Source organism: Methylobacterium sp. A54F (assembly GCF_053346035.1).
In genome coordinates this window covers 18,581-40,337 of record NZ_JBKFBF010000017.1, presented here as the reverse complement: position 1 = coordinate 40,337, position 21,757 = coordinate 18,581, and the positions used below count along the sequence as shown (strand labels likewise).

Sequence of the window (21,757 nt, the reverse complement as noted above, 5' to 3'; positions counted from 1 at the left end):
TCAGGCCGTGACCGTGAAGCAGGCGCCGGGCTCGTTGGCGACGTCGAGGCGGGCGTTGATCTGGTCGAGCATCGCCCGGATCAGCTTCATGCCGAGGCCGGTGCCCTGCGGACGTGCCTCGGCCCAGTTCTCGGGCAGGCCCGTCCCATCGTCGCAGACCCGCAGCCGCACGGCGCCGGGCTCGAGCCCCGAGACGCTGACGGCGATGCGGCTGACGCTGCCCGGGCGGCCCGCGTACTTGAAGGCGTTGGTGACGAGCTCGGTGGCGATCAGCGAGAGCGCCACGGCCTTGCGGTAGGGCACCATCAGGCCCGGCTCGGCGGAGATGTCGAGGGCGTGGCCCTCGCCCGCCATGCCGGCGAGGTCGCTGCACAGGGTCTCGATGGTCTGCCCGAGGTCGACCTCCTCGACGCTCTCGGCCTGGTAGAGGCTGTCATGCACCCGGGCGACGCTCATCACCCGGGCGGAGGTCTCCGCGAAGGCCTGCCGGGCGTCCGGATCGGAGACCTGACGGCGCTGCATCTGCAGGAAGGCCGAGACGATCTGCAGGGAGTTCTTGACCCGGTGGTCGATCTCACGCGTGAGAATGTCCTTCTGCGCGAGGAGGCGCTCCTTCTCGGCCAGCAGCCCGGTGAGCTCGTCGATCTTGCGGCGCTGGCGCAGCACCACGCCCTCCACCGCCTGGGCAAGCGCGGCGGCGAGCGAGCCCTGCCACTCGGGGAACGGCGCGGCGAAGCCCGTGCGCTCCTCCACCCAGCGCTCGAAGGAGCGCCGCGGCAGCACCGCCACGGGGCCGCTGCCCGCCAGCACCGGCTTGCGGGGGTCGCCGCCCCAGGTGACCGTGCTCGGCACCTCGGGGCGGAACCACAGGAGGATGTTGGCGCGCGCGGCGTCGACCACGGCGGCGAGCAGGCCGCTCGCGATTCCCCGGTGCCGAGCGAACGGGGGGAAATCGGTCGGCAGGGCGTGGGTCGCGAAGATCGCGGAGCCGGGTTCGAGCCGGCCCCTCAGCCACCCGACGAGCTCGCGCACCGCCTCCGCAGGCGGGCAGGTGCCGATCAGCGTCACCGTCTCGCCCGATACGATGCCGGCGCCGGTCGCGCCGAACAGGTCGAGGAGCGTCACCGAGCCGCCGGTGAGGGAGGCGACGAAGTCGTCGGAGCGGGTCAGCTCGCGCACCAGCCGTCCCTCGATGTCGAGGTGGGCCTGCCGCTCCGCCCAAAGGGTGCGGGCCTCGATCTCCTGCACCCGCATCGCGAAGGCGTCGGTGAGGACGGTGGCGGCCGCGCGGGTCTCGGGCGCCACGTAGTGAGGCTGCCGGTGATGGCCGATCATCAGGCCCCAGAGCCGGCCCTCGACCATGATGGAGATCGACATCGAGCCGTTCACGCCGAGGTTGCGCTGATACTCCAGATGGATCGGCGAGAGGGTGCGGTGCTGCGCGAAGGTGAGGTCGATCGGCGCATTGCCGGCGGCCGGCGCGGCGACGAGGGGCACCGGCACGCTGTCGCGGTCGATCACGAAGCGGCTCTTCGACTTCGTGTAGAGGTTGCGGGCCTGGGCCGGGATGTCGGAGGCCGGGAAGCGCAGGCCGAGGAGCCGGCGCGACCAGTCCGGAACCATGTCCTCGGCGATCGCCTCGCCGTTCCACTCCGCGTCGAACCGGTAGACCAGAATCGATTCGAAGCCCGTCAGGGCACGGACCTCCAGGGCGGCGATGCGGGCGGCGCCCGCGAGGGTCTCCGCCATGCGCAGCCGCGCCACCGCCAGCTCGGTGTCGGTCTGGCTCGCGACCGAGAAGTCCTCCGGGTCGTCGGGCGCCCGTTCGAGCTCGATGATCACGCGGTCCGCGTGGGCGTGGGCGACGACGTGGTAGGCGGGCACGCCGCGGGCCGTCGAGAGGCGGATCAGGCGCCGGATGCTGCGGCCGTCGTCGAGCGTCCCGCTGGCGAGCCGCGCCCGGATCATCGCCACGAAGGCGGCGGGCAGCACGCTGTCCAGCGGCCGTCCGGCGAGCGGGACCCCGTCGTCCGGCACGGCGTCGTGGACGTTCACGCTGTGGGCGAGGATCCGCAGGCCGCGGGTGTCGGCCGCGAGCATCACGGCGTTCGGCTGGATCGAGCCGGGGATGTGGATCGGCTCCCGCTCGCAGATGGAGGCGTCCACCGGCTCGGCCCGTACCCGCCGGCCGATCGCGGCGAGCACCGCCTCGCGGGAGGTGCCGGCGCCGGGGCTCTCGCGGGGCGACAGCCGGAGCCACACGCGCTCGCGCCCGCGCCACATCCGGACGCCGGCGCGGACCGGCTGCGGCAGGCGGCCGAACACGAACTCGAAGCGCTCGTCCAGCGCGCCGCGCCGGAGCCCCGCCAGGAAGCGCCCGTGGAAGCCCGGCACGTTGGTGCTCGGCGCGACCTCGCGGAAGAAGCTGCGGCCCAGCACCGTGCTCGCCGCGAGCCCGGTCAGGGCACTCGCCGCGGCGTTGAAGACGGTGACGAGGCCCGACTCGTCGAGCCCGATCACGCCGTCTCCCAGGCGGTCGAGCGCCTCCGGCGCCAAGGCGTCGAGGTCGGCGTCGAGGTCGGCGGCGACGTCGTCGTGAGCGGCCGGCATCAAGGAGCGAACGTGTTCATCGGCGGACCGGTATGGACGGCCCCCGGCATCAGCGCAATCGTTTCGGAGCGCAATCGCGAAGATGCGCGCGGGTTCAGGACCGGTCAGGACCGATCGTTCTCAAGCTCCTGTATGATTTCATACAATGCAGAACTCAGTCCTTCCTCAACCGTGGGGTGGTAGACCGGACGATCGACGAGATCGTGGACCCGACATCGATCCTGAATCGCGTAGGCGACGATGTGCGCCAGGTGCTCGACCTGCGGACCGAGCATCTCGGCCCCGAGGAGCCGGCCCTCCCGGTCGGCCCACAGCGCGATCCCGCCGGCGTTGACGCCATCCACCCGCGCCCGCCCCTGATCGGAGAATGAGGTGCGGCCGACGACGCGCGACCGGTCGTCGGCATCGTAGGGCGCCCCGACCGTCGCCGCCTGCGGCTGGGTGAAGACCATGGCGAGGGCGACCCAGGGGTCCGGCGCCTCCGCCGCCTCGCCTTGGGCGATCCGGGCCGCGTTGCGCCCGGCGATGCGGCCCTGGCGGCTCGCCTCGTGCAGCACCGGCCGTACCGCGCTGGCATCCCCCGCGATCAGGATCGGCCCCTCCGCACATAGGAGGCTGCGCGGGTCGAAGGCCGGCATCCCCTTGTCGTCGAGCCGGAGGCCGGCCGCCGCGAGATCGAGACCGGCGACGTTCGGGGGACGGCCCGCCGCGGCGAGGACGCGGTCGAAGGCCCCGCTGGCCTCTGCTCCGTCTTCGTCCTTCCAGTGCAACCGGACCCCGTCGCCCTCCCGGGTCCCGCCCGTGACCTCGCCGTTGAGGTGGAGTGTGATCTCGCGGCCGAACAGGTCGGCGGCCTCCGCGACGAGGCCGGGCTCGCTGAGGCCCGCCAGAGCGCCGGAGACGTCGAACAGGCTCACGGCGACGCCGAGCCGCGCCATCGCCTGCGCGATCTCGACGCCGACCGGGCCGCCGCCCAGCACCGCGAGGCTTCCGGGCAGGTCGGCGATCTCGAACAGGGTGTCGGTGGTCAGCACGCGGTCGCCGAGGTCTCGCAGGGGCTTCGGCACGCTGGGGCTCGACCCGGCGGCGACCACCGCCGCGCGAAAGCGGACGCGGGTGTGATCGTCGACCACGAGGGCATTTCCGTCGGTGAAGCGGGCGCTGCCGCCGATGCGCTGCTCCGCCGGGATGTCGTCGAGCCCGTCGAACACGGCGGCGACGAAGCGGTCCCGCTCCCGCCGCAGCCGCGCTAGGACCGCGGGCCCGTCGACCTCCACGGCCGGCACGCGCACCCCGAACAGGCCGGCGCCGCGGGCCGCGTGCGCGGCGTCTGCCGCGGCGACGAGGAGCTTAGAGGGCATGCAGCCGACCCGGGCGCAGGTCGTCCCCCCGGGGCCGCGCTCGATCAGCACGGCCCGGACCCCGGCCTCGGAGGCCGCGCGGAAGGCAGCGATCCCCGCCGAACCGGCCCCGATGACAGCGACGTCACACTCCACCTCGCGCATCGCGCGTCTCCCCCCGTTCGTTGCTGTCAGGGCCGTGCCGGATCCCGCGCGGGCGGGCTCAGCTCGCCATGGTCAAGACGGCGCCGCCATCCACCCGCAGGTTCTCGCCGGTGATGAAGCTCGCCTGCTCGGAGCACAGGAAGGCGACGGCGGCCGCGACCTCCTCAGCCTTGCCGCGGCGCTTGCGCACCATGCCGGGCCGCTTCTCGTCGAGGAAGCTCTCGATCGCCTCGTCGAAGGAGACGCCGAGCTCCTTGGAGCGCTTCTCCATCATGGCGTCGGTCATCGGCGTCGCCACGAAGGCGGGCGCCACCGAGTTCACCATCACGCCGTCCGGCCCGTAAGCCTTGGAGAGGCCCTTCGTCAGATTCATCAGGCCGGCCTTGGCGGCGCAGTAGGGCAACTCCTCGACGTAGGGCTGCACCGCGTCCTCGGAGGTGAACAGCACCACGCGGCCCCACTTGGCCGCGCGCATCCCCGGGATGAAGGCCCGGCAGGTGCGCACCGCCACCATCAGGTCGGCCTGGATGGTCTCGAGCCAGGCGTCGTCGTCGATCTCCAGGAAGTCGCCCGTCGCGCCGGTGATGCCGGCGGCGTTGACGAGGATCGTCGGCTTCTCGCCGAAGGCCCGGTCCGCGAAGTCCTTGAGCCTGTCGATGCCGGCCATGTTGCTGAGGTCGGCCGCCACGGCGCGCACGTCGCCGAGCCGCGCGAGTTCCTTGGCGGCCTCCTGCACCTTGTCGTCGTCCACGTCCGACAGGACGATCTTCACGTCCTCGCGCAGGAGGTATTCGGCCGTGGCGTAGCCCATGCCCGAATCGCCGCCGGTGATGACGGCGACGCGTCCGCTGATTCCGAGGTCCATGGGTCGTCCTTCCGAAGGGCTGATGCTGAGGTGAGCCGATCGGGAGGGGGTGAGACCGCGCGGCCACGCCGCGTCGCAACTGTCTCGAACGAGGCCCCCCGGCCGGCCGTCGCGGGCCAACACGGGGGGTATCGGATCGTTCCGGCCGGGTCGCGGCCTGCGGCAAAGGGAGCCGGGGCGCGGTGGCCCGGGCGCGCAGGGCGCGGGGCCCGATCCCTCAGTTCGGCTTCGGCGCGGTCGGCATCGGGGCGCCGCTCGCCTGCCGCTCGGGGTGCTTCAGCTGGCTGTAGGCGACGTTGCTGAAGCTGCCGATCGCCGCGTGCCAAGGCAGCTTGGCCGCGTCCCAGCCGTCCTTGGCGACGCGGCAGTAGACCGAGGTGAGGCCGTTGACGATGTCGTCGTCCTTGGCGCCCGGCGCGGCCGACTTGATCTTGGGCAGCAGCCCGTCGAGCCGCGGCACGAAGTCCTCGGGCTTGGCGCCCTTCAGCGCCTCCTCGGACCCGGCGGAATAGATCGCCTTGGCGACGTCCTCCTGCTCGATCTGCCCGCAGGGCGCGTTGCCGGCGAGCTGCGTCCTGATCTTGTCGCGGGCCGTGGCGACGATGCCCTCGTCGCGGATCACCGGCGCCGCGTTGCCCCAGGAGTTCCGGACGTAGTCGGTCACGTCGATGATCTGCTGGTTGGTCATGCCCTGGCCCACCGCCGGCATCGGCGCGTAGCCGCTCTGCGCCGCCAGCCCGCCGAGGATGACGTTGATGACGGTCTCCGGGCCCGCAGACTGCACCGAGGTGTTGCCGGCCAGGGCCGGGATCGCGCCCTCGACGCCCTTGCCGTCCGGCTTGTGGCAGGACGAGCAGTAGCTGAGGTAGACGCCCGCGCCCGGCGCGCCGGGCTGGTTGAAGGCCTCGAGGTCCTTCACCTTGTAGGTCTCGCGGGCCTTCTGGGTGCGCAGGTAGGCGACCATCGCCTTCAGGTCGGCGTCGGTCATCTTGCTCAGCGATTCCTGGATGGTCTGGCGCATGGGTCCGGCGGCCACGCCGGGCTTGTCGCCGGGCGCCGTGCCAGTCTTGAGGTAGACGACGACCTGGTCGTCGCTCCAGGAGCCGATGCCCTGGTGGTCGGCGGGCGTGATGTTCGGCGCGTACCAGCCGTCGATGACGCCGCCGCCGAGCTTGCCGGCGAGGCCGCTGTTGCCGACGAGCTTGCGCTCGTTGTGGCACATGCCGCAGTGGCCGAGGCCCTCCACGAGGTATGCACCGCGGTTCACCTCGGCGCTGGCGTTCGGGTCCGGCTGGAATTCGCCGGGGGTGAAGAAGGCCGTGCGCCAGGTGATGAGCGCCGTGCGGATGTTGAACGGGAAGGGGATCTCGTTGGGCTTGCGCTTCTCGTTCACGGGCTCCAGCGATTGCAGGTAGGCCCAGATCGCCTTCACGTCGTCACGGGCCACCTTCGTGTACCAGCCGAACGGGAAGGCCGGGTAGAGGTAGGACCCGTCCTTGGTGATGCCGTGCCGGAAGGCGCGCTCGAAATCCTCCTCGGTCCAGTTGCCGAGGCCGGTCTCCTTGTCGGGCGTGAGGTTGGGGGTGCGGATCTTGCCGATCGGCGTGTCCAGCACGTAGTTGCCGGCGAATTTCTTGCCGTCCGGCGCGGTGTGGCAGGCGACGCAGTCGCCGGCGGTGACGAGGTACTCGCCGCGCTTGACGAGGTCGGCGTCGGGCGCCGTCCCCTGCGCGGCCGCCGGCTTCGTGCCCGCCAGCCCCGCGGCCAGGAACAGACCGGAGGTTGCGGCAAGGGCGATTATACTACGCATGATGCCGATTCTCCGGAGTTCGAGGGGGATGAACGATAGTTCAGCGCGCGGTTCGCGCGTTGAACGCGAGCTTTCGCGACGAAGTTCCTGCCTCACGATTTCGTAGCCTGCGGCGAAGCGACCGGGGGCCCGGCGCGCGGAAGCGCAGCCCCATCTCGGCGAGATGGGCCGCGAGGGCGGCGATGAGCCAGCCGGCGACGGCCGGCCACGGGGCACCGACCAGCGCGGCGCGCAGGGCCAGCATCAGCGCGGCGCCCGCCGCGAGGTTGAGGAGGAGCGGCGCCGGCGCGGGGCCGCGCCCGGTGCGATAATGCAGGACGAGGAGCAGTGCGGCCTCGATGGCGACGAGGACGAGGATCGCCTCGACGATGCCGCCGCTCGCGAACAGCGCAGCCATCTCAGGCCCTCCCGAAGGGACGGTTCAGCCGCACGATCCTGAGGTTCAGCACCGCCGCCACGCCGACCCAGGCGAGGTAGGGCAGGAGCAGGAGGGCGGCCGCCGTCGAGGCCGGTGCCGTGACGACGACGAGGGCCAGCACGGAGAGCCAGAGGAGCACGACTTCGGCCAAAGCCCAGTCCGGGCGCCGGGCGCGGAAGAACAGGCCGCTCCAGGCGACGTTGAGCACGACGTTCACCGCATAGGCCGCCACCAGCAGCCCCCGGGCACCCGCATCGGCCGCGCCCCAGGCCATCGCCGCGGAGGCCACCGCGCAGGCGAGGATCGTCGCCCAGACCGGCCCGAACGCCCAGTCCGGCGGCTTCCAGGCCGGCTGGCGCAGCCCGTGGTACCAGGGCCCCGTCACCGTGAGCAGGCCGCCCGCGAAGCCCGTCGCCACCGCGACCAGGGCCGCCACGAGCACGGGCATCCAGTCCGCACCGGGAGCCGTCACGGGGAGACCCAGCGGAACAGGTGCGCGAGGTCCTTGAAGAAGATCCGCGCGTGCGCGGCGGGCTTGGCCCGCACCAGCTCCTTGTTCATGTAGGAGTCCCAGGTGAGCTGCTGGACGTCCTTGTCCCGGCAGATCGAGACGAAGCGCTCGCGCAGGGCGTCGTTGCGGTACCAGACCGCCTGCATGATCCGCAGGATCAGGAACACGCGCCCGTGCAGGCGCATGAAGCGCTTGCGTGCCTGGCGGAGCGCGGCGGCCCGGCCGGTGACCAGGAAGAGCTCGGCGGCCTCGGCCGCGAGGCGGCCGCCGAGCATCGCGTAGTAGATGCCCTCGCCGGAGGCGGGCGCCACGATGCCGGCCGCGTCCCCGGTGACCAGCACGTCGCGGCCGTTGTCCCAGCGCCGCAGGGGCTTGAGGGGGAGCGGCGCGCCCTCGCGGCGGACCGTGACGGCGCCCTCCAGCCCCGTCGCGGCGCGCAGGTTGCGGATGGCGCCGCGCAGCGAGAAGCCCTTGCGGGCCGAGCCGGTGCCGACGCTGATCGTGTCGCCGTGGGGGAAGATCCAGGCGTAGAAATCGGGCGAGTGCCGCCCCTGGTAGAAGACGTCGCAGCGCGTGGCCTCCACGTCGGCACCGGCCTCCGGCCGGCGGACGATCTCGTGGTAGGCGAAGACCTGCCGCATGGCGGCGTGGCCCGGGATCTCGGCGCGCCCGACCGCCGAGGTGGCCCCGTCCGCCCCGATCACCAGGCGGGTCCGCACGGCCTCCTCGGCCGCGCCCGCGCGGTAATGGACGAGGGTCTCGCTCCCCTCCCGGGTGATGCGCGTGAAGGTGGCGTCGCGCCGCTCGGCCCCCGCCAGCGCCGCGCGGTCGCGCAGCCAGGGGTCGAAGTGCTCGCGGTCGACCATGCCCACGAAGCCGTCGCCCACGGGCATGTCGACCCGCTTGTCGGCCGGCGAGATCATCCGGGCCGAGGTGATGCGGGCGACGAGGAGGTGGTCGGGGATCGCGAAGTCGCGGATCAGGCGGGGCGGGATCGCGCCGCCGCACGGCTTGATGCGGCCGGCCTTGTCGAGGAGCAGCACCCGGCGCCCCGCGCGGGCGAGGTCCGCGGCGGCGGTGGCGCCGGCCGGGCCGCCGCCGACCACCACCACGTCGAAGGTCTCGGTCGGCTCGGGCATCGGAGGGGCTCCCTAGAAGCGGGGTTCGAGCTGAAGCGTCGCGGGCCGCGCGCGCCGGGGCGTGCGGGTCGCCTGCGCGTGGGTCACCCGCAGGGCGATCACCGTGGCGACCCCGAACAGGACGGCCTCGGCCGTGAACACCGCCGCGTAAGCGTTGACCGGAGGCAGGGCGAGGCGGGCGAGATCGACCGCCACGGTGCCGAGGAAGCCGCCGGAGCCGAACGCGACGCCCTGCGCCGCGCCCCAGACGCCCATGCGGGTGCCGCGCTCCGCCTCGCCGCCCGCACCCGCGAGCCCCATCATCGAGCCGATCGCCGCGACCGCGAAGACGCCGTTGAAGAAGCCCAGCGCGAACACCAGCATGCGCAGGGGGAAGTCCGGCCCGACGAGGCCGCCGGCGGCGATGCCGAGGAGCGCCGCGCCGGAGCCCGCGCAGCCGACGGCCGTCCACAGCTTCAGCGAGCCGATGAGCGGGCCGCCGATGCCGAGGGTGAGGCCGGCCACCGCGAGCATGCCGGCCAGCACACCGCCGTGCTGCAGCCCCGCGAGCTTCGTGGTGACGCCCGGCGTCATCGCGAAGACGAGGCCCGCGAAGGGCTCCAGGATCAGCTCCTGCGCGCTGTAGGCGAGCATCGCCACGAAGATGAACACCGTGAAGCGCCGGGCCTCGGGCTCGGCCCAGACCCGTGCCAGGACCGCGCGGAAGGGCGGCTTGCGCTCGGCCGCCGCCGCCACCCGCGGCACCCGCGGCTCGAGGCCGGACACGGCGGCCAGCGCCAGCGCCAGGGCGCAGAGCGAGACGGTGCCCGAGACCGCGACGAGCCGCGCGCCCGAGAACGGATCGAGGAAGTGCCCGGCGAGGGGCGCCGTGACGGCGAAGCCCGCGATCATCATCACCCACACGATGGTGGCGGCCGCCCCCCGCCGCTCCGGCGCGACGCCGCCGGCGAGGAGCACCAGCAGCGAGGTCCCGGCCGCGCCGGCGCCCATGCCGACCATGAGGAAGGCCAGCACCGCGAGGCCGAGGCCGGCGGCCTGCTGCGTCTCGGCAAGCGCGGTGGCGACCGCGGCCAGGAAGCCGCCGAGGCAGAGCGCGGCCATGCCGCCGACGATCCAGGGCGTGCGGCGGCCGCCGACGTCCGAGCCGTAGCCCCAGCGGGGGCGCAGCACCTGCACGGCGTAGTGGAGCGCCACGAGGCCGCCAGGCACCACGGCGGGCAGGGCGAGCTCCACCACCATCACGCGGTTGATCGTCGAGGTCATCAGCACCACGACGGCGCCGAGCGCCGTCTGGACGAGGCCGAGGCGGACGATGGCGGTCCAACTCAGGAACGGCGCCATCACAGGGCCCCCGCCACGACGGGCCGCAGCGCGAAGGCGGCGGCGAGCATCCCGAGCACGTAGAGGGTGGTGCCGGTGCCGTTGTACCAGGCAGCCTTCTCGCGCGGGGCAGCCAGGAGGCGCGGCATCAGCGCGAACTGGCCGGCGAGCAGCAGCCCCACCAGCCCGGCATGCCAGGGCCGGTCCCAGGCGAGGAGGCAGAGGATCACCGCGGCCTGCGGCAGCGCCATCACGAGGCAGGCGAAGCGCGCGGCGGCGTCCGTCCCGAGCTGCACCGGCAGGGAGCGGATGCCCGTGCGGGCATCGCCCTCCACGGACTTGAAGTCGTTGAGGGTCATGATGCCGTGGGCGCCGACCGAGTAGAGCAGGGCGACGAGGAGCACCCGCCGGTCCGGCACCGCGGCCGCCATCACGGCGGCGCCGGTGAACCAGGGCAGGCCCTCGTAGCAGATCGCCACCGCGGAGTTGCCCCACCAGCCGTTGCGCTTCAGGCGCAGGGGCGGCGCACTGTAGAGCCAGGCGAGGACGAGGCCGAACAGGGCGGCGCCGAGGATCCAGGGGCCGAGGGAGGCGGCGACGGCGAGCGACAGGGCCGTCCAGCCCGCCGCGATGTAGAGGCCCCAGCGGCCGGGGATGCGCCCGGAGGGAATCGGCCGCGCCGGCTCGTTGATGGCGTCCACGTGGCGGTCGTACCAGTCGTTGACCGCCTGGCTGGTGGCGCAGACGAGGGGTCCGGCGAGGAGCACGCCGGCCGCGATCATCGTCCATTGCCCGTGCGGGGACTGGCCCGAGGAGATGACGCCGCAGGCATAGGCCCACATCGGCGCGAACCACGTGATCGGCTTGAGAAGCTCGACGAATGCGCTTGGAGCCGGCGTAGCCATGGCATAACGCTAAGATCTGACAGCCCAACGTGTCAAGTTGAGATGACATCGATGCTGTGCTGGGACGGGGGCTTTATTTCTCGCAGCTGCGAAGGACTGCATCCGCCGGCGCGGACCCCGCCTCAGCGCGCGCCTTCGTCGGCCGCGTCCGCGGCGTCGAGGTCGCCGATCCCGTAGCGCCGCAGCTTGGCATAGAGCCCCTGGCGGCTGAGGCCGAGCATCTCGGCGGCCGAGGCGCGGTTGTCCCGGGTGATGCGCAGCGCCGCCTCGATGCAGAGGCGCTCGATCAGGTCCGTCGTCTCGCGCACGAGGTTCTTCATCGAGACGCGCCCGACGAGCTCGGTCATCTGCTCCACGGAGCGGGGCAACTCGTGGCCGCCCGCGGAGGCGAGCGCCACGCGGCGGGGGGCGCTGCGAATCGTGAAGCCGAGGCAGGGCTGGTCGCCCTGCGGCACCGAGACGCCGGCCACCTCGACCTCCTCGCGGGAGCCGAGGCTGCCGCGCAGCACGGTGGTGAAGTTGCGCACGGCGCCGTGCTCGCGCAGCGTCGCGAACAGGGCCGAGGCCTCGGTCTCCTCGCGGCCGAGCCAGCGGTCGAGGCTCTCGCCCCGGGCCTGCTCCTCCGTCGCCACCTGCGCGAGGTCGAGGAAGGCGCCGTTGGCCGCGAGCACGCGGTGGCCGAGGTCGGTGACCACGAAGCCCTCGGGCATGCCGGCCACCACGTCGAGCACGGAGGCGTTGGCGGGGGACTGCCCGAGGGCGGCCTCGCCGCCGGAGAGGCGCAGCAGGGCGCTCGTCGTGCTGTCCTGCCGGAACAGGGAGGCGGCGACCTGGACGCCGCCGCGGCCCTGGCCGAGCCGCGCCTCGATCTCCCCGGCCTGGCCGGTGATGCGCAGCCCCGTGAAGAGATGCGCCAAGTCGCGGGCGCTGCCGTCGTCGAAGAGGTCGACGGCGTCCTGGCCCAGGATGCGCTTCTCCGGGCGCCCGAGCAGGCGCACCGCCGCCGGGTTCACCTCGGTGACCCGGCGCGTGGCGGCATCGACCACCAGCACCGCCTCGCTCGCGAGCTGGAACAGCATGCGGTAGCGCGTCTCGGCGCCGCGCAGCCGCAGATAGTCCCGTTCCAGGGCCTGCTGCGTCTCGGCGAGCTTGCGCTGCAGCGCGGCAGTGGAGCGCAGGTTCCGGCCGATGGCGATGATCGGTCCGTCCGGCGCGAGGCGCATCGAGGCGTAGCGGATCGGCAGGTCGGCCCCGCTGCCGGAGGGGTGGTTCACCTGGCGCCAGCGCGTCACGGCCCCAGTGGCCGCGTCCCGCAGGAGGGCGTTGATCTTCGGGCGGCTCTCCACCGTCACGGTGTCGATCCAGGGGCGGCCGAGCCAGTCCGCGCAGCCCTCGGCGGCGAGGTCGGGTTCGCCGAACACCGCCTCGCGGATCACGCCGCCGGCATCGATGACGAGGGACAGGTCGGTTGCGGCCGCAACAAGGAGTCCGGCGGCGGGGCCGCCGAGGGATTCATGGAGTGCCGCGAATGGCGCGTGCGCGGCCCTGCTCGCCAGACTGGTCAATAGTCACCACTTCGTGATGCCGTCGGACGGGTCTTTCAGCAGGCTCGGGCCTGCAGATCAAGCAAGCTTTCAGCCCGGAACACCGCCCGGCGGGCATCTGCCGCCGTAGCGTCGGCCCCGACGAGGGTCGCGTAGCCCGGGTTGTCCACAAAGATCGCGCCCCCAACGAGGATGTTCAGGCGCGGGTTGCATGATTCCTCGCGCAGCGCACGCACCGTCTCGGCGAGGACGGGCAGCAACACCTCGCTGCCGAGGGACAACCCGACAACGTCGAACCAGCTCCGCGCCACGAGCGCCGACAGGTCCGGGCTCGGATCGAGCTGCGTCCCCGTCACCTCCCAGCCGGCGTCCCGGAAGAAGCGATCGAGGATCGACAGGCCGAAGACGTGCGTCTCGCCCGGGCAGGGCGCGAGCAGGATGCTGCGCACGCTCGACGCGCGGGCCGGCTCGCCGCCGCACCGGAGGGTGAGGTCGTGCATGATCCGCTGCAGCCGGCCCATGGCCACCGTCAGCTCGGTGAAATCGCAGAGGTCCTCCTCCCAGAGGCCGCCGAGGTACCGGGCCGTGGGCGCGAGGAGGTCGAGGAGCAGGCCGTCGAGACCGAGGCCGCCCTGAATCAGCTCCGCGAGGCGGGCCTCGACCGCTTCGGGATCAGGCATGAGGAGCGCGGCGCAGAAGGCCTCGATCTCCTCCGGCGTCGGCTTGCGCCCGCCCGCCCTGCGCAGGTTCGCGCTCCTATGGGCCAGCATCAGCCGCGGGATGATTTCGGCCTGCACGACCTGGGCGAGGCGCCCGTGCCAGCGATCGACCCGAACGGGCTCCGACCGGTAGACCGCGTCCCCGGGTTCGCACACCGATGCCGCGCCAGCCCACGAGCCGTGCGCGGACCGCTCCTTCGAGCGCCCAGCGTCTTCCATCGATCCCTCCCATGGTCGCTCAAGGCGAGTGATCGAAAGATCACCGGCCATGACGAGACGGGCTTCGTGGCATACCACCTTCACGAACCGGGCGGCTTGACCGCAACGATACGCCGCTCCTCCGTAATGGCAATGGGCCCATTGGCCGGGGACTTATCAATTGTTGTCATAATTTGTGGACGTAAAGCAAGATTGACACTCGCCTGAGCCCTCCCTAGGCTCCCATTCAAGGTCGGCCCACGCAAGGCAGACCATGGGCAGGGAAGGGTCACGCGATGGGTCCGAGGGGCCGGCCGACGTCACCGCCGCTTTACACCTCCGCCGAGCGCGCGCGCCGCGATGCGACCCGGTGGACGCTGGTCCAGGGCATCCTGGCGCCCCTGCAGTTCCTCGTCTTCCTGGTGAGCCTCGCCCTGGTGCTGCGGGTGCTCGCGACGGGGGAGGGCGAGGCCGCCGCCAACCTCTCCGTCGTGGCCAAGACCCTCGTGCTCTACGCCATCATGGTGACGGGCTCGATCTGGGAGAAGGCGGTGTTCGGGCGCTACCTGTTCGCCCCGGCCTTCTACTGGGAGGACGTGGTCAGCATGGCGGTGCTGGCCCTCCACACGGCCTACCTCGCCGCGCTCGCCCTCGGCCTCCTCGACACGACCGGCCTGATGTGGCTGGCGCTCGCCGCCTACGCGACCTACGCGGTGAACGCGGCGCAGTTCGTCCTGAAGCTGCGCGCCGCCCGGCGCCAGGCGCCCCCGCGCCTTACCCTGGTCCCCGGGGGTGCCCGGTGAACGCCCACGCGCCCGTCCCGTCCGCGGCGGAGAGCTGCGGCCCGGCAACGCTCCACCAGGAGCGGGGCCAGCGCGCCGTGTTCTGCGGCCTCACCGGCATCGTCTGGCTGCACCGCAAGATCCAGGATGCCTTCTTCCTCGTGGTCGGCTCGCGCACCTGCGCGCACCTGATCCAGTCGGCCGCCGGCGTGATGATCTTCGCCGAGCCGCGCTTCGCCACCGCGATCATCGACGAGCGCGACCTCGCGGGCCTCGCCGACATGAACGAGGAGCTGGACCGGGTGGTGGGTCGCCTCATCGAGCGGCGCCCCGACATCCGCCTGCTGTTCCTCGTCGGCTCCTGCCCGTCCGAGGTGATCAAGCTCGACCTCGCCCAGGCCGCGCAGCGGCTCTCGCGCCGCCTCACGCCGGGGGTGCGGGTGCTCAGCTACTCGGGCAGCGGCATCGAGACGACCTTCACGCAGGGCGAGGATGCCTGCCTGGCCGCCCTCGTGCCCGAGCTGCCGCGGGCGCCCGCCGACGCGCCGGCCTCCCTCCTCGTCGTCGGCGCCCTCGCGGACGTGGTCGAGGACCAGTTCGCGCGCCTCCTCGCCGATCTCGGGATCGCGCCCGTGCGCTTCCTGCCGGCCCGGCACGCGGGCGACCTGCCGCCGGTCGGGCCCGAGACCCGCTTCCTGCTCGCGCAGCCCTTCCTCGCCGACACCGCGCGGGCCCTCGAGGCGCGCGGCGCCCGGCGCCTGCCGGCACCGTTCCCCCTCGGGGCCGAGGGCACCACGCTCTGGCTCAAGGCCGCGGCCGAGGCCTGGGGCGTCGCGCCGGAGCGATTCGCGGCGGTGACCGCCCCCGGCCGGGCCCGCGCCGCCACGGCCCTCGAGGCCCATCGCGAGCGGCTTGCCGGCCGCCGGGTGTTCTTCTTCCCCGATTCGCAGCTCGAAGTGCCGCTCGCCCGCTTCCTCGCGCGGGAGCTCGGCATGGGGCTCGCCGAGGTCGGCACGCCCTACCTGCACCGGACGCACCTCGCCGAGGACCTCGCCCTGCTGCCCCCCGGCACCCGGGTGGTCGAGGGTCAGAGCCTCGACGACCAGATGGACCGGGCCCGCGCGGCGGCGGCCGACCTCACGGTCTGCGGCCTCGGCCTCGCCAACCCGCTGGAGGCGGAGGGCTTCTCGACGAAGTGGTCGATCGAGCTCCTGTTCACGCCGATCCAGGGCTACGAGCAGGCCGGCGACCTCGCCGAGCTGTTCGCCCGGCCCCTCCTGCGCCGCACCCGGCTGGAGGTCTAGGACCATGCAGCTCACGCTCTGGACCTACGAGGGACCGCCCCACATCGGGGCCATGCGGGTCGCCACCGCGATGCGGGGGCTGCACTACGTGCTGCACGCCCCCCAGGGCGACACCTACGCGGACCTCCTGTTCACGATGATTGAGCGGCGCGGCGAGCGCCCGCCCGTCACCTACACGACCTTCCAGGCCCGCGACCTCGGCGCCGACACCGCCGAGATCTTCAAGCGCGCGGCGGCCGATGCCTACGAGCGCTTCCGGCCGCAGGCGATGATCGTCGGCGCCTCCTGCACCGCCGAGCTGATCCAGGACGATCCGGGTGGCCTCGCCAAGGCCCTCGCCCTGCCGGTGCCGGTGATTCCCCTGGAGCTGCCCGCCTACCAGAAGAAGGAGAACTGGGGCGCGCAGGAGACCTTCTACCGCCTCGTGCGGGCGCTGGCCCGGCCCGCCGCGGCCGAGCGGCCCGCGAAGGCCCGGCCCTCGTGCAACCTCCTCGGCCCGACCGCCCTCGGCTTCCGCCACCGCGACGACGTCGCCGAGATCACCGGGCTGCTGGCCCGCCTCGGCATCGACGTGAACGTGACGGCCCCGATGGGCGCGACGCCCGCCGATCTCGGGCGGCTGGCAGAAGCCGACTTCAACGTCGTGCTCTACCCCGAGACCGCCCGCAGCGCGGGCGAGTACCTGCGCAAGACCTTCGGGCAGCCGATGGTCGAGACGGTGCCGATCGGCTTCACGGCGACCCTGCGGTTCGTCGAGGAGGTCGCGCGGGTGGCCGGCGTCGATCCCGGCCCGGTGCTGGCCGAGCACGGCTCGCGGGCGCCCTGGTACGCGCGCTCGGTCGACTCGACCTACCTCACGGGCAAGCGGGTCTTCATCTTCGGCGACGCCACCCACGCCGTCGCGGCGGCGCGCATCGCCCGGGCCGAGCTCGGCTTCACGGTGGTGGGGCTCGGCACCTACGGGCGGGAATTCGCCCGCGAGGTCCGGGCCGAGGCGGCGGAGCACGGCATCGAGGCGCTGATCACCGACGACTACCTCGACGTTGAGGCGGCGATCCAGGCGGCGGCGCCCGAGCTGGTGCTCGGCACCCAGATGGAGCGGCACATCGCCAAGCGCCTGGGCCTGCCCTGCGCGGTGATCTCGGCCCCCGTCCACGTGCAGGACTTCCCGGCCCGCACCTCGCCGCAGATGGGCTTCGAGGGCGCGAACGTGCTGTTCGACACCCTCGTCCACCCCCTGATGATGGGCCTGGAGGAGCATCTCCTCGGCATGTTCCGGGAGGACCGCGAGTTCGTCGGCACGGCGCCCTCGCACCTCGGCCCCAAGGTCGAGGCCGTGGCGGAGCCCGTCACGCAGGTCACCGTCAACGGCGCGGTCGCATGGGCGGCCGAGGCCGAGAAGGAGCTCAGGAAGATCCCGTTCTTCGTGCGCGGCAAGGCCCGCGCCAACACCGAGCGCTTTGCCCGCGAGCGGTCGCTCCCGCTCATCACCCTCGAGACCCTGTACGATGCCAAAGCGCATTTCGGCCGCTGAGCGGCCCGACATCCGCGTCGTCATCGTGACGCTCGACAACCACCTGGCGAGCGCCGTCGAGCGCGCGCGCCAGCACCTCTCGGCCGAGATGCCGGGCCTGCGCCTGAGCTTCCATGCGGCCGCCGACTGGGAGGCCGACCCGGCCGCGCTCGCCGCCTGCAAGGCCGACATCGCGCGGGGCGACATCGTGCTCTCGGCGATGCTGTTCATGGACGAGCACGTCCGCGCGGTGCTGCCGGACCTGCTCGCCCGCCGCGCGGCGTGCGACGCGATGATCGGCTGCCTCTCGGCGGGCGAGATCGTGAAGACGACCCGGCTCAACCGCTTCGCCATGGACGGGTCGCAGCGCGGCGCCCTCGACTTCCTCAAGCGGCTGCGCGGCAAGGGCCCGGCGCAGGGCAACGGCGCCCGGCAGATGGCGCTGATCCGCAAGCTCCCGAAGATCCTGCGCTTCATCCCGGGCTCCGCGCAGGACGTGCGGGCCTACTTCCTCACCCTGCAATACTGGCTCTCGGGCTCCGACGAGAACGTGGCGAGCCTCGTGCGCTTCCTCGTCGGGCGCTACGCGGCCGGCCCCCGCGAGCCCTGGCGGGCCATCGCGGCGGCGCCCGCGCCCCTGAGCTATCCCGAGACCGGCCTCTACCATCCGCGCATGAGCCCGCGCGTCGGCGAGGATCCGGCGCGCCTGCCCCGGCCCGCGGGGCCCGCCCGCGGCCGCGTCGGCCTGCTGCTGATGCGCTCCTACGTGCTCGCCGGGAACACCGCCCACTACGACGGCGTGATCGCGGCGCTCGAGGCCCGCGGCCTCGCGGTGGTCCCGGCCTTCGCGAGCGGCCTCGACAACCGCCCGGCGGTCGAGGCCTTCTTCCGCCGCGACGGGCGGCCGGCGGTGGACGCGCTCGTCTCGCTCACCGGCTTCTCCCTGGTCGGCGGCCCCGCCTACAACGATGCCGCCGCGGCCGAAGCGATGCTGCGCGACCTCGACGTGCCCTACCTCGCCGCGCAGGCGGTGGAGTTCCAGACGATCGAGCAGTGGGAGGCCTCCGACCGCGGCCTCTCCCCCGTCGAGGCGACCATGATGGTCGCGATCCCCGAGCTCGACGGCGCCGCCGCGCCGATGGTGTTCGGCGGCCGCTCCAGCCGCTCCGGCCCGGACCGGGCCCGCGACATGAGCGTCCACCCCGAGCGCGCCGAGCGCCTCGCCGCCCGCGTCGCCCGCCTCGTGGACCTGCGCCGCCGCCCGAAGGCCGAGCGCCGGCTCGCGGTGGTGCTGTTCAACTTCCCGCCGAATGCCGGCGCCACCGGCACCGCCGCCTTCCTGTCGGTCTACGCCTCGCTCCACAACGTGCTGAAGGGCCTCGCTCAGGACGGCTACGCCGTCGAGGTGCCCGAGACGGTGGACGACCTGCGCAACCGGATCCTCGCCGGCAACGCGGCCCGCCACGGCACCGCGGCCAACGTCCACGCCCGCATCGGGGCCGACGAGCACGTGCGCCGCGAGCCACACCTCGCCGAGATCGAGGCGCAGTGGGGCCCGGCCCCGGGCCGCCACCTCTCCGACGGCAGCGGCCTCCTCGTCCTCGGCGCGCAGTTCGGCAACGTCTTCGTCGGGGTGCAGCCCGCCTTCGGCTACGAGGGCGACCCGATGCGGCTCCTCTTCGAGAAGGGCTTCGCGCCGACGCACGCCTTCTCGGCCTTCTACCGCTACCTGCGCGAGGATTTCTCCGCCGACGCGGTGCTGCACTTCGGCACGCACGGCGCGCTGGAGTTCATGCCCGGCAAGCAGGCGGGGCTCTCGGCCGCCTGCTGGCCCGAGCGGCTGATCGGCGACCTGCCGAACGTCTACCTCTACGCGGCCAACAACCCCTCCGAGGGCACGCTCGCCAAGCGCCGCTCGGCCGCGACCCTCGTGAGCTACCTGACGCCGAGCCTCGCCCAGGCCGGGCTCTATCGCGGCCTGATCGACCTGAAGGCCTCCGTCGAGCGCTGGCGCGGCCTCGCCCCCGAGGCGGCCGCCGAGCGGCGCGACCTCGCGGCGATGATCCAGGCGCAGGCCGCCGCCCTCGACCTCGTGGCGGCCGAGCCCGCCTGGAGCGGCGACCTCGGCCGGCCGGTCGGCGACCTCGCCCGGGCGATCACCGAGCTCGAGCACACGCTGATCCCGCACGGGCTGCACGTCGTTGGCGCGGGCACGCCCGAGGCCGAGCGGGCCGAGTTGCTGGCCGCCCTCGCGGAGGCCTCCCACGGGCTCCTCCTGCCGCCCGCGGCCGCCGCGCGGCTCGCGGCGGGCGAGGCCCCGGCCGCGATCCTGTCGGCGGCGGGGCTCGCGGACGACGCCGATACGCGGGCCGCCCTCGCGGGCCTGGCGGAGGCCAACCGGCACCTCGCGACGGACAGCGAGGTTCCGGCCCTGCTGCGGGCGCTCGACGGCCGCTTCGCGCCGCCGGTGGCCGGCGGCGACCTCCTGCGCAACCCGGCCGTGCTCCCGACCGGCCGGAACATTCACGGCTTCGACCCCTACCGCCTGCCCTCCGCCTTCGCGGTGGCGGACGCGACGCGCCAGGTCGCGCGCATCCTCGCCCGGCACGCCGAGGAGGGCCGGCCGCTCCCCGAGAGCGTCGCCCTCGTGCTGTGGGGCACCGACAACCTGAAGAGCGAGGGCGGCCCGATCGCCCAGGCGCTGGCGCTGATCGGCGCCGAGCCGCGCTTCGACGGCTACGGGCGCCTCGCCGGAGCGAACCTGATCCCGCTGGAGACCCTGGGGCGCCCGCGCATCGACGCGGTGGTGACCCTGTCGGGCATCTTCCGCGACCTGCTGCCCCTGCAGACGAAGCTCCTCGCGGAGGCCTCCTACCTCGCGGCCACCGCCGACGAGCCCGCGGACATGAACTTCGTGCGCAAGCACGCGCTGGCCATCCAGGCCGAGCACGGCATCGACCTGGAGACCGCGGCGCTGCGGGTCTTCTCCAACGCCGAGGGCGCCTACGGCGCCAACGTCAACCACCTCGTGGATTCGGGCGCCTGGGACGACGAGGCCGAGCTCTGCGAGACCTTCTCGAAGCGCAAGAGCTTCGCCTACGGCCGCACCGGCCGCCCGGCGCCCCAGCGCGCGCTGATGCAGAGCGTCCTCGCCCGGGTCGACCTCGCCTACCAGAACCTCGATTCGGTCGAGGTGGGGGTCACGTCCGTCGATCACTACTTCGACGGGCTCGGCGGCATGGGCCGGGCTGTGGCCCGCGCCCGCGGCGAGAGCGTGCCGATCTACATCAGCGACCAGACCCGGGGGGAGGGGCGGGTGCGCTCCCTCTCCGAGCAGGTGGCGCTGGAGACCCGCACCCGGATGCTCAACCCCAAATGGGTCGAGGGCATGCTCGGGCACGGCTACGAGGGCGTGCGCCAGATCGAGGCGCACCTCACCAACACGGTGGGCTGGTCGGCCACCACCAACCAGGTGGCGCCGTGGATCTACGAGCGCATCACCGAGACCTACGTCCTCGACCCGGCCATGCGCGAGCGCATGGCCGCGCTCAACCCCACCGCCTCCGCCAAGGTCGCCCACCGGCTGATCGAGGCGCACCAGCGCGGCTTCTGGACCCCCGACGCGGCGACGCGCGAGGCTCTCGACCGGGCCGAGGAGGAGCTGGAGGACCGGCTCGAAGGCATCACACCAGGGATCGGCCGGGAGGTCGCCGCATGAACATCGCCATCAGAAATCCGATCACAGCCCGCAAGCAGCCGGAAGGCAGCGTGCAGGTCGAGCTGGACCCGACCGTGAAGATCGGCACCGCCAAGGTGTTCGCGGTCTACGGCAAGGGCGGCATCGGCAAGTCGACCACCTCGTCGAACCTGTCGGTCGCCTTCTCGAAGCTCGGCAAGCGCGTGCTGCAGATCGGCTGCGACCCCAAGCACGACTCGACCTTCACCCTCACGAAGCGCCTCGCCCCCACGGTGATCGATGCCCTGGAGGCAGTGCAGTTCCATTCCGAGGAGCTGCGCATCGAGGACTTCGTGGCCGAGGGCTACAACGGCGTGATGTGCGTCGAGGCCGGGGGCCCGCCCGCCGGCACCGGCTGCGGCGGCTACGTGGTCGGCCAGACCGTGAAGCTCCTCAAGGAGCATCACCTCCTCGAGGACACCGACGTGGTGATCTTCGACGTGCTCGGCGACGTGGTCTGCGGCGGCTTCGCCTCGCCCCTGCAGCACGCCGAGCAGGCGCTCGTCGTCACCGCCAACGACTTCGACTCGATCTTCGCCATGAACCGGATCGTCGCGGCGATCCACGCCAAGGCGAAGAACTACAACGTGCGCCTCGGCGGCGTCATCGCCAACCGCTCGGCGAAGACCGACGAGATCGACCGCTTCAACGCCGCGGTCGGGCTGGAGCGGGTCGCCCACTTCCCCGACCTCGACGTGGTGCGCCGCTCCCGCCTCAAGAAGTCGACCCTGTTCGAGATGGAGCCGACGCCCGAGCTCGAAGCCGTCCAGAACGAGTACCTGCGGCTCGCAGCCTACCTGTGGGCTGGCGGCAAGCCGCTCAACGCGATCCCCATGAAGGACCGCGACCTCTTCGAATTCCTCGGCTTCGATTGAGGC

General features: G+C 72.9%; 16 protein-coding genes. 5 read left to right on the top strand and 11 right to left on the bottom strand.

The genetic code is table 11. The features are described from left to right. From ACLBXP_RS22405 to ACLBXP_RS22355, 11 genes are all read right to left on the bottom strand, one after another. Entirely contained in the window at positions 1–2,610 is a 2,610-nt protein-coding gene (locus tag ACLBXP_RS22405; protein ID WP_447670036.1) for a histidine kinase dimerization/phosphoacceptor domain -containing protein, read from the bottom strand. Positions 2,611–2,714: 104 nt separating this feature from the next. Next, positions 2,715–4,115, bottom strand: coding sequence for a dihydrolipoyl dehydrogenase (locus ACLBXP_RS22400; protein WP_447670035.1), 1,401 nt, complete (start codon positions 4,113–4,115; stop codon positions 2,715–2,717). A gap of 58 nt (positions 4,116–4,173) precedes the next feature. After that, on the bottom strand, positions 4,174–4,980 hold the full coding sequence (locus ACLBXP_RS22395) for an SDR family NAD(P)-dependent oxidoreductase (protein WP_447670034.1): 807 nt from the start codon (positions 4,978–4,980) through the stop codon (positions 4,174–4,176). Positions 4,981–5,197: 217 nt separating this feature from the next. Continuing rightward, positions 5,198–6,790 (bottom strand): c-type cytochrome, encoded by a 1,593-nt coding sequence (locus ACLBXP_RS22390; protein WP_447670033.1) that lies wholly within the window; start codon positions 6,788–6,790, stop codon positions 5,198–5,200. Between the two features lie 40 nt (positions 6,791–6,830). Then, positions 6,831–7,187, bottom strand: coding sequence for a hypothetical protein (locus ACLBXP_RS22385; RefSeq protein WP_447670032.1), 357 nt, complete (start codon positions 7,185–7,187; stop codon positions 6,831–6,833). 1 nt (position 7,188) lies between these two features. Beyond that, positions 7,189–7,656, bottom strand: a complete 468-nt coding sequence (locus ACLBXP_RS22380) for a TspO/MBR family protein (protein WP_447670085.1) — start codon at positions 7,654–7,656, stop codon at positions 7,189–7,191. A 20-nt stretch (positions 7,657–7,676) separates the two neighbouring features. Beyond that, complete coding sequence (locus tag ACLBXP_RS22375) at positions 7,677–8,858, bottom strand: geranylgeranyl diphosphate reductase (RefSeq protein ID WP_447670031.1); 1,182 nt, start codon at positions 8,856–8,858, stop codon at positions 7,677–7,679. Positions 8,859–8,870: 12 nt separating this feature from the next. Continuing rightward, entirely contained in the window at positions 8,871–10,199 is a 1,329-nt protein-coding gene (locus ACLBXP_RS22370) for a BCD family MFS transporter (RefSeq protein ID WP_447670030.1), read from the bottom strand. Next, on the bottom strand, positions 10,199–11,083 hold the full coding sequence (chlG, locus tag ACLBXP_RS22365) for a chlorophyll synthase ChlG (RefSeq protein ID WP_447670029.1): 885 nt from the start codon (positions 11,081–11,083) through the stop codon (positions 10,199–10,201). The genes ACLBXP_RS22370 and chlG overlap by 1 nt, the downstream gene beginning before the upstream one ends. Positions 11,084–11,205: 122 nt before the next feature. Further along, complete coding sequence (ppsR, locus tag ACLBXP_RS22360) at positions 11,206–12,648, bottom strand: transcriptional regulator PpsR (RefSeq protein WP_447670028.1); 1,443 nt, start codon at positions 12,646–12,648, stop codon at positions 11,206–11,208. Between the two features lie 35 nt (positions 12,649–12,683). Next, positions 12,684–13,565 carry a cobalamin B12-binding domain-containing protein gene (locus ACLBXP_RS22355; protein WP_447670027.1) on the bottom strand — a complete coding sequence of 294 codons (882 nt, stop codon included), beginning with the start codon at positions 13,563–13,565 and terminating at the stop codon, positions 12,684–12,686. Between the two features lie 275 nt (positions 13,566–13,840). On the opposite strand from ACLBXP_RS22355, the gene bchF reads away from it, so the two are divergent. From bchF to bchL, 5 genes are read left to right on the top strand one after another with little or no spacing between them, the layout of a single operon-like run. After that, positions 13,841–14,347, top strand: coding sequence for a 2-vinyl bacteriochlorophyllide hydratase (bchF, locus tag ACLBXP_RS22350; protein ID WP_447670026.1), 507 nt, complete (start codon positions 13,841–13,843; stop codon positions 14,345–14,347). Continuing rightward, positions 14,344–15,630 carry a ferredoxin:protochlorophyllide reductase (ATP-dependent) subunit N gene (locus ACLBXP_RS22345; protein WP_447670025.1) on the top strand — a complete coding sequence of 429 codons (1,287 nt, stop codon included), beginning with the start codon at positions 14,344–14,346 and terminating at the stop codon, positions 15,628–15,630. The genes bchF and ACLBXP_RS22345 overlap by 4 nt, the downstream gene beginning before the upstream one ends. Before the next feature lie 4 nt (positions 15,631–15,634). Further along, positions 15,635–17,164, top strand: coding sequence for a ferredoxin:protochlorophyllide reductase (ATP-dependent) subunit B (bchB, locus tag ACLBXP_RS22340; protein WP_447670024.1), 1,530 nt, complete (start codon positions 15,635–15,637; stop codon positions 17,162–17,164). Continuing rightward, on the top strand, positions 17,139–20,861 hold the full coding sequence (locus ACLBXP_RS22335) for a magnesium chelatase subunit H (RefSeq protein WP_447670023.1): 3,723 nt from the start codon (positions 17,139–17,141) through the stop codon (positions 20,859–20,861). Before bchB ends, ACLBXP_RS22335 begins: the two co-directional genes overlap by 26 nt. Then, positions 20,858–21,754 (top strand): ferredoxin:protochlorophyllide reductase (ATP-dependent) iron-sulfur ATP-binding protein, encoded by an 897-nt coding sequence (gene bchL / locus ACLBXP_RS22330; protein WP_447670022.1) that lies wholly within the window; start codon positions 20,858–20,860, stop codon positions 21,752–21,754. Before ACLBXP_RS22335 ends, bchL begins: the two co-directional genes overlap by 4 nt. Positions 21,755–21,757: the final 3 nt, after the last annotated feature.